The following is a 5,502-nucleotide window of genomic DNA, read 5'->3' on the forward strand; positions in this document are numbered from 1 at the left end:
TGAATAGATTCTCCTTGTGCTAGTGCTGTGAATCATTTTGTGTTAAAGTCTTCCATAAGGGACCTCCTATTTGTGATTGTTTTGTGGTGATTACAATCTTACATAAGTGAGGTCTCTTTTTCTAGGGAGTCTAGGAGCTTACACAAGAAATTTTACGCTATGAATATAAAAACTAACTTATAATATTAATTAGGTCATAATTAATATAAAGTTTGTTTCTCTTCTTTGAATTATCTTCCTCTATTAACTTCAAATCAGATAATTTCTTTAGATACTTTCTAGCTGTTGCGTCCGTTATGCCTAAAGCTCTAGCAACATCCTTTACGTTACAAAATGGATTCCTAAAGGTATATAGCCATATTTGATTAATGTAATAATTGTTCTCATTTATAATATTAATTCCTGATCTTGCTAAATTGTTTATATTCTCTACTTTTACTGATAAGGAATCGACCATTCTTTTTGAGGCTGAAAGGAAAAAGTCTATCCATTCAAACCAATTTGGATTTTTTCCACGAACCCCATTCAAGCGATTATAGTATCTCAGCCTTTCTTTTTCCAATTCCTCACTAATGAAGAAGACTGGCTTATCAATTAGTTTATCTTGCATGCAAGTCAAAATAATTAGTATTCTTCCTAATCTCCCATTTCCATCTAAAAAAGGATGTATCGATTCGAATTGCGCATGAATAATTGCAGCCTTAATCAATGGATCGGTATTTTCATCCAAATAATTAAAATCATCAAGCTTTTCTTTTTCAAAACTAAAATGCTTTACTGAATTAATATAATATTCCAAATTGGTCATATATTCTCCGATTTTTTGAGCAGGAATTGGAATATAAACTGCGTTTTCGATTTTATTATCTGGACCGATGTGATTCTGAATTTTTCTAAATTCACCAGCAGAAGCAGACGTTCCTCTCGCTTCATTGGACATAAGTTCTTTGTGCAAACTTTTTATCATCCTAGAACTGATTGGATTTCCCTGATTGATCATTTCGATACCAACTGTTAGTGCTTTTTTATAATTAAGTACCTCTGTAATTTCTTTAGACTTCTTTTTTGAATTTGCTTGATCAATCATATCCGCAAAAGTTACTTGAGTACCTTCAATTCTAGTTGATTGAACCGACTCCTTTAATGAAAGAATTTGAAGAAGGTTATCATCGACAGGAGAGTGATTCAATTCTGAATTTAACTTACCTATCGTACTCTTGATAATAGCAATTTTTTTGTATAACGATAATTCTTCTTCTATAGACACTTTAGGTGGCAATAATTCCAGACCCTGAATTGTCATATTTTTCCTCCTCCCTTTAAGCATGATTAAGTTTATCATATTAAGATAAAAAAAGCATTATTTTTCCTTTATTTATAAGTTTTGAAAATGTTATCTAACTAATTTTCCATTGATTTAGCCTACCCTCACTCATAATTAATCCTGAATTGACCTTAGAATTGATATTTTGATTCCCTCCAGTATTAACCAAAGGGGATAATTTATTATGTGAAACCTAGATCTCCGTTTGTTCTAGTTTCCTTTTCTCCTAACCTTTCTTCAATGATATCTATCATACGATCAACATCATAGTCATTAGCAACTTCAGCATTGACAGTTATATAAGTATCTCCACTCTCGCTATTAGTCACATTAGTTGCTTTAACAATCCCTGCACCAATCTCTCCTAATACTTTAGAACTTAATGGTAGGATAGCCTCTGGACCTGCTTCACCACCAACTTGAATATTTTTGCCATTAATACCAAACACTGTTTGATTCATCATAATTCCTCCGTCCGCATGCTAAGAGATTCTTGGAACTTGTAGTGGAGTTAAACTAAATCGACCGGTAATACTCAATCTAGGGAGTCGTGGTAATTTAATCTCGGGTAACGACCAACTGAAGTTAAAGAAGACTTTATTTTTTTCAGTTGCATTCCCTACCGCATCTTTTGCAGAATTAATTTTATCTGTAATCGCTTGCTTGATACTGTTAAATATTTCCACAGCTTTATTCTTTGCGCTAGTCAATCCATTTATCATAAAGTTTTTACCGAATCGATTGTTTGCTGTGTGCCGGATTTAATGCGTTCCCACGCTTGAAACACCGTTTGTTTTACCGTCTCCCATGCACCACACCAATCACCGTTGATTAATTGCATAACTGCCTTAATGATTCCTAGAATAAAGTCCATTGCTATTCTGATTGTTTCTTGAATGATAGGCCATACCGTTTGAGTGACCCCTTGAATCAATCCCAAACTAAGCTGACCTTAGCAAAAACTTGATCCAATATTATTGAGATAAAAGTCTTTATCCAGCCCCAAACAGTATTAATCGTTTGTTTAATTAGTTCGTTGTTTTCATTCCACCAACTTGTCATTGAACTCCATATTTTCATTACAAAATCGCTGATAGATTGGATGATTGGCTGTAAAAACTCTTTTATAGCAACCCAAGTGTTTATAACAGCCTCTCTGAATTGGTCACTAGTTTCCCAGAGCTGCTTGATTACTAAAACAAAACCTACTATTGCAACTATTGTTAGAGCAATCGGAGCTATAGTAGCTAACGAGGCTTTGATAAAGCCAAAAATCGATAGTTGAGCCGCAGTTGCTACGGCTAATAACACCATAAACACCGGGGCTATGACCCCTAAGGCGGTCACCAGCAATCCCATGACAATGGCAAACTCTTTTGCGGGCTTAGGAAGCTTAGAAAACTATTCTCCAATTGATTGTAAGATATCAGCTACAACTTGGAATATCAGAGCTAGTACTTTGCCTATTTCATCTCCAAAGTCACTCATTAATAATTATAGTTTGTTTTGAGCTTTATTTAATTCACTTATTGAATCAAGTGTATCTTCATAAGTAGATTTAAGTTCCCTGCTGCCTCATGCTGGCCTCTCGATAGGTTTCTCGCTAATCTTCAAGCTGCTTAGAAAACAATAAAATAAGAGAGACAAGCACATACAAGATGTACTCATCTCTCTGGTCCAACTTCTTGGGTCACTATAATCAGTAGACTCTTTATTAGTTTAATATTGTAAATTACAGGCTAAATTATTTAATAACAACTTGATCTTGCTCTAATTCTTTTTCTGCACCCATCTTACCAGCATAGGCAGAAATTACTAATCCCAAAACAGATCCAATGAAAGCATAGATAGAATATTTAGAAGCTTCATTCATAACATCATTTGTTGTTTCGACACCTTCGTCAATTGCTTGTTTTGTTCCACTTTCTAAGCGATTCATTTCAGTTTCAGCGCTAGCAAGTAAATATTTCGCTTGAGCTTGAGCTTCTTCATATGATTTCATAATGTGAGCTGTAGCTTCTTCTGCTTCTTCATCATTTAAATCAGTATTATCAGCAATAGCATTCGATAAAGCATCTTCATCTAAACCTTCGTCAATTGTAGCCATACGATCTTCAATGTTTGTATAAACATCTTTCATCGCTTGCTCAACAGGTTTTCCATCAACCACAACGCTTTTAGCTGCATTTTGAATATCAGTTACCGTTTCATCTAACTGATTTTGTAAATAACCTGGTTGCAACTGTTCAATTTCAGTGTCTTCTAGTAAATCTTGTACTTCTTGGTCTAAATTCGATGTATCAAGTTGTAAGTTATCTGCTACAGCGTTAAATACTTCTTCAGATAAATTACCTGCAGCTTTTGAAACATTTCCTATTGCATCTCCAGCAGCACTAGTTGTCGCACCAAACATAGCACCAATTGTATTGAAAGTTCCTGTCACTGCTGATGAAGCCAATACTACTGCTACAATTAGGCCTGTAGCCCATGTCAGGAAACCATGAACCATACCAGCTCGGTGTGCAGTGTATCCTGCGATAAATCCTCCGCCGGCTAAACTTAAAATTAATGACACAATCGTCCAAATGATTAAGCCCATTCCAACTCCATCTAATGGATTAACAGCGGTTAAGTCAGTAGCTCCAAGTCCGATAGCTGCCCCAATTAAAGAGAACAACATGCTTAAAGCGACGAAAGTCACTAATCCAGCGAAAACAGCACGCCACGATAAGTTTTCTCCTATCCGATGATGATGTCCTATATGGTGATCATGATGTGAGGTATAAGTGTGGTTGCCAGTATCTTTAGTAGGATCCTTTACAACGACCTTACCCTGACCTCCAACAGTAGGCTCAACATTGTGCTTATCTCGTTCATTATTCATATAAATCCCTCTTTCTTAAAGTTTTAACACTCAAGGTGCTTTAAGGTACAATTTATCTTTATAGTGGTGATAAATACTATAAAATAATTGCTTTAGACAAATCGTTCTTTTAGAACTTTCCTTATCCTTAGCATACTAACTTATTTGTAAAAATTCAAATATAACGCTTCTAAAGACCAATTTAATCATAGCAATAGCGTCAGTCAATGGCTTGATGACCCAATCTAAGGTTGGATGATCGCTAAGATTCCAAGCGATCATTTCAGAGTTAAATAAATCCATAATAGGGCTTAAATAAGCAGAATTTTTCCCTAATTTAACTTTCAGTTGCCATTCATTTTACACTAAAGCGACGATTGAGGTGGTTGGGAGCATTTGTTCCCACAGTGCCTTCGTAAGAGCTATAGCGATGTGACTCCGCCAGATTTTTGTACGTTTCAAGCCGAGCTTACCCCTGATTCGTAAAACTTTTCTTAGGGCTAATTTTTTGATGGCATGTTTTGTATAATTAAGCTTTAATTCATCGATAACCAAGAGTATATGTGTCAAGAAGAAAAGAAAAGGAGACCAAGCAACCATTAGTTGCTTAATCTCCTTGGATAGCATCAACCCTATTTGACATAAAGCCAATTTATATAAAATTACTCACCAGTAACTTCTTTTGATAACTCAATTGCGATATCGGTAGTGTCTTCAATCTCATGTTTTAAATTGGCGAAACTTTCAAGAATTTCTTCAAATGATTGTCCGATTTCTTCTTTTAATTCATTAGCTGAATGAGCTAAGACTTCTTTAAAATCAGAATCATCATTTTGATTAGCAAGAGAATGCTGCGTTTCTTCAATTGAACTAAATAATTGATTTTTCAAGTTTGTTAGAGAAAATTTTAATTCTTCTGCCGTTTCTGAAAAAGATACTTTAGCATCTTCACTTGCTAAAGCAGCAACATCAGATAACTCTTGACCCTTTTTAAGAGCAAGCTCTTTATAAGAAGCCAATTGATCGCGCGCTTCCACACTCGATTCTGATAATTTCTTACGATACTCCTCTGTTTTTTCAGGGTATAGATAATTAACTACCGCATAGGCACCTGCAAGACCTGCTACCATACCGATAACTGTTTTTAATTTGGTCATATTTTTTCCACTCCTAATTTTAAATTTTATATACTATATGTTAAATAATATCAAAATAAAAAAAGATATCAATTGATATGCTCATTCAAATTTAAAGAAAAAATCTAGAGTTGTCAAACATATGTTACACAAGGTGCTTCTAAATGGGCATGCTTATG

Annotated in this window: 6 protein-coding genes; all 6 read right to left on the minus strand. The window is 34.8% G+C overall.

Features of this window, described 5'->3' with window-relative positions; translation table 11 throughout:
• Positions 1–172: 172 nt before the first annotated feature.
• The 6 genes from ACQV2G_RS08805 to ACQV2G_RS08830 all read right to left on the minus strand — a co-directional run bounded on the left by ACQV2G_RS08805 (position 173) and on the right by ACQV2G_RS08830 (position 5,344).
• Entirely contained in the window at positions 173–1,303 is a 1,131-nt protein-coding gene (locus ACQV2G_RS08805) for a Fic family protein (RefSeq protein ID WP_428876615.1), read from the minus strand.
• A gap of 203 nt (positions 1,304–1,506) precedes the next feature.
• Entirely contained in the window at positions 1,507–1,785 is a 279-nt protein-coding gene (locus ACQV2G_RS08810) for a hypothetical protein (RefSeq protein WP_428876616.1), read from the minus strand.
• 257 nt (positions 1,786–2,042) lie between these two features.
• Positions 2,043–2,264 (minus strand): hypothetical protein, encoded by a 222-nt coding sequence (locus ACQV2G_RS08815; protein ID WP_428876617.1) that lies wholly within the window; start codon positions 2,262–2,264, stop codon positions 2,043–2,045.
• The gene (locus ACQV2G_RS08820) at positions 2,255–2,683 is read right to left on the minus strand and encodes a phage tail protein (RefSeq protein ID WP_428876618.1); all 429 of its coding nucleotides are present in this window, start codon (positions 2,681–2,683) and stop codon (positions 2,255–2,257) included. Before ACQV2G_RS08820 ends, ACQV2G_RS08815 begins: the two co-directional genes overlap by 10 nt.
• A 385-nt stretch (positions 2,684–3,068) precedes the next feature.
• Positions 3,069–4,208, minus strand: coding sequence for a hypothetical protein (locus ACQV2G_RS08825; protein WP_428876619.1), 1,140 nt, complete (start codon positions 4,206–4,208; stop codon positions 3,069–3,071).
• Between the two features lie 641 nt (positions 4,209–4,849).
• Positions 4,850–5,344, minus strand: a complete 495-nt coding sequence (locus ACQV2G_RS08830) for a hypothetical protein (RefSeq protein ID WP_428874436.1) — start codon at positions 5,342–5,344, stop codon at positions 4,850–4,852.
• Between the last annotated feature and the right edge of the window lie 158 nt (positions 5,345–5,502).

It is taken from the genome of Facklamia sp. P12955 (assembly GCF_050409565.1).
Classification (GTDB): Bacteria; Bacillota; Bacilli; order Lactobacillales; family Aerococcaceae; genus Facklamia.

Bases quoted from the DNA above. Each gene is read 5' to 3' on its own strand.
- ACQV2G_RS08825 (WP_428876619.1), bottom strand. From the start codon at position 4,208: ATGAATAATGAACGAGATAAGCACAATGTTGAGCCTACTGTTGGAGGT.
- ACQV2G_RS08830 (WP_428874436.1), bottom strand. From the start codon at position 5,344: ATGACCAAATTAAAAACAGTTATCGGTATGGTAGCAGGTCTTGCAGGT.
- ACQV2G_RS08810 (WP_428876616.1), bottom strand. From the start codon at position 1,785: ATGAATCAAACAGTGTTTGGTATTAATGGCAAAAATATTCAAGTTGGT.
- ACQV2G_RS08805 (WP_428876615.1), bottom strand. From the start codon at position 1,303: ATGACAATTCAGGGTCTGGAATTATTGCCACCTAAAGTGTCTATAGAA.
- ACQV2G_RS08820 (WP_428876618.1), bottom strand. From the start codon at position 2,683: ATGGGATTGCTGGTGACCGCCTTAGGGGTCATAGCCCCGGTGTTTATG.